Source organism: Methanosarcina sp. UBA5, assembly GCF_002505485.1.
Classification (GTDB): domain Archaea; phylum Halobacteriota; class Methanosarcinia; order Methanosarcinales; family Methanosarcinaceae; genus Methanosarcina.
Map to the genome: position 1 here is coordinate 1 of NZ_DAVG01000020.1, position 3095 is coordinate 3095.

Annotated in this window: 1 protein-coding gene and 1 pseudogene; one reads left to right on the forward strand and one right to left on the reverse strand. The window is 35.4% G+C overall.

Features of this window, described 5'->3' with window-relative positions; all coding sequences use genetic code 11:
- Positions 1-1220, reverse strand: a 1220-nt coding sequence (locus tag BP621_RS02035; protein ID WP_292387698.1) for a glycosyltransferase family 2 protein, incomplete at its 3' end; no start/stop codon positions are given.
- Between the two features lie 1053 nt (positions 1221-2273).
- Between BP621_RS02035 and BP621_RS02040 the strand changes: the two are divergent.
- A pseudogene (locus tag BP621_RS02040) lies at positions 2274-3095 on the forward strand (hypothetical protein); the annotation flags it as partial.

A 3095-nucleotide genomic window follows, 5' to 3' on the forward strand; every position in this document is an offset into this window, starting at 1 on the left:
AAGCCAAAGGCGTTCATTTTGAGCAGTATATCGTTGCAGTAGCCGTAATAGGTATAAATTGAATCGAGATCTATAGTTTCCAGGGCATACCTTGAGATTACAGTATATCCGTTCTGGGGGTCAGCAATATTCCAGTAGCCACTGCCAATTTTAGTTAGCATGGATAGCATGCCATTGCCAAAAGCTCGCCAGGAAGGCATTCCCTGTCGCATTTCCTTGGAAAGGAGACGGTTCCCTTTTGAATAGTCAGCTTTACCTTCAATAATGGGCATGATGAGTTTGGGAAGCTGATAAGGGTCCATCTGGTTATCCCCTGCCATGACTGCAACCAGATCCATTTCATCAGCGAGGGCATGTTTATAACCGTTTATGATAGCTGCTCCTACGCCTTTATTTACTTCATGATGAATGGGAATTACACGGCAGTCCGTCATACTATTGATAATCTCAGCCGTATGGTCAGTGCTTCCGTCGTTAATGACGTAGATTTTATCCACGTAAGCCGGAATGCCGTCAATTGTTTCCTGGATAAGACGTTCTTCATTATAGGCAGGCACCACAACTCCGATTTTATAAGCCCTGAAAAGGGAAGCTTCGTGTTCCTCCTGAATATCAATATGTAGTACTTTTACACCGGATTTTTCAGCGTTACTTATGAGGGAATGCATAGAGAAAAGAGATATCTGAGAAATGTCTATTTTTGAAAGGCATTTTTTTGAGAGAGCAAGATAACCAATGGGTTTGGATTCTGTACTTCTGTTATTAAGTAAAAGTATATTTTCCGAAGATTTTTGGAGCTTGGAAAAACAGATTCCTACCGATAGCTCAAAATTTCCATCCCTTATAGGGGCAATCATCCTCGGGATCAGGCTTGGATCATGACAAACTCCAAGGTTCATCATTGCTATAATATCAGAATCCAATGCTGCCTCAATTCCTTTTTTCAAGGAAATTTCATTTCTCATGGTTATGGGATTCCGGATTACTTCTGCCCCTGCCATTTCGGCAACATCAACTGTATGGTCGGAACTTGCATCATCTACAACAATAACTCTGCGAGAGTACTTTTTCGTCCGCAGGACAACGCTTCCTATAGACATTTCTTCATTGTAGGCTGGAAGAATCACGGTTACATTTGGGGGGACCGTGTCTTTAGCACGCAGATTTTTATTTTGGATTATACCCTGCAAGCTGTTGCCCATATGCAGCTCTTCACTCACTTATGATTACCTCTTATTTGAAACCAATATCACATAAATTTCAAAGGGAAAGTTTTACAAAATGTATCTTAAACGTCATAAAATTTTAAATCTGTATGGATAATAAATATACTTAAATATAATTTTAATATTGAAATCATTTTATAATATGTATTAAATAATTTGTAATATTTTTATCCTATAATATCATTAATATTTAATAATCTCCGATTAATAAAAGACAAATATATCTAAGGAATATACAATATTCTCATTTGATTTTATATAAAGGCATAAATTTAATAATTATGGTTGGAAATTATAGGCAGCGATTATATAAGTTATATTATGTTAGTAAATAAATATACTAAACTAGTTGATTATATATAAAGTTAGTGAGTTAATATAATCTTATGTTAATGAAATGGACAAGAAGAATATAAAATAATACTTAGTTGTCAGAATCATACAATTTTATTATTGAATGTTATGCCAAAAATAAGAAAAATAATCATGAAAACAATATATTTAAAGCTAATCGATTTTATACCTATCCTGCGGGCATCTCTACCTTATACCAAGCTATCTCAGCAAACCTGAATAACTATTACTATATCTAGACTCTTTTCTTCACTCCCCGTATTTCCTGGCAGGAAAAGGATGAAAAATGCTTTCAGAAAAATTAAATCGAGAAGTTCAACCTACCTGTCGGTCACATAGGAAAGCTGTTAAAAAATCAAACTGCGTGAAACCCAAAGCATACCCCATCCTTTACGGATATCAGAAAATTCAATTTTAGGATCAAAAGATACGAAAAGGAAGCATTTAACACCTCTAAACTGAAAAAAAGGAGTTTATTTCTTACTAAAGTAATAATTCGGACAGTCTCTTCAGGGTGTATAGGGTATATAATTTGATACTTCCAGACATATCAATTTAAATAATTAAAACTTTTGATTAAAAATAACAAACTATATACAAAACTTTATATATTATTTACAATAAGAAGTGTGAAATATATGGCAGGCCTGCACAAATGAAGTGAATTAGCCCTGAATGAAAGAAGGAGTTTCAATGAAAAAAAGAATTATTCATCCAAAACAAAATAAACTGGATTTTCTAATAATTATTTCATTGCTGAGTCTGGCTTTACTGGCAGTTTCTCCTGCATGTTGTAGTGACTCAAATAATTCTTCATCCTCACAGACAGGAGCCGTTCTGAAATTGGTACCTGCCAGCAATAATGGAGAATCAGGATTCTCCACATTTGTTCTATCTGATGAGAATTCGGGGCCTCTTCAGAAAATAGAACAACGTGTCGATCTCATTTACACTTTTGGAGGAATTGGGGCAGCAGCTCTGATTATTTTAATGTATCGACGCATGGCTTCAAAAGAGCAAGAATTGATAGAAAATCCTCCGAAAGATCTTTATCCGCATAAAATCTGGAAAAAATTAGGGCTTGAAAAAATAAATGAGGAAAAATTCGAGCCTAAGAGAATCAGGCTCTTTATTGCAATACCTGTTGTATGCATAGCCCTGGCTGAACTTCTCATCTTTGCAGGCAAATTAAAATTCGCTATCTGGTTGCACATCGGAGTTTTGATTGCGTTTTCTCTTTCCAATATAGTCATAAAAGATCTCAAAGTATACAGAACTTATCAGGCACTAATGCTTCTCCCGATTCTGAGATTGGTAAATCTTTCTATGCCTGTATTTTTTGATACTACCCTTTATACCTTCATTTTCGTCTACGCCCCTCTTTTAATTCCTCTGGCAATTATAGTAATTAATCAACGTTTCTCTTTTGAGCATGTAGGGATTACTGCAAAGAATCTCCCGGCTTATACTATCCTTTCGATCCCAATTGGCTTTCTGCTTGGGCTTGGAGAATAC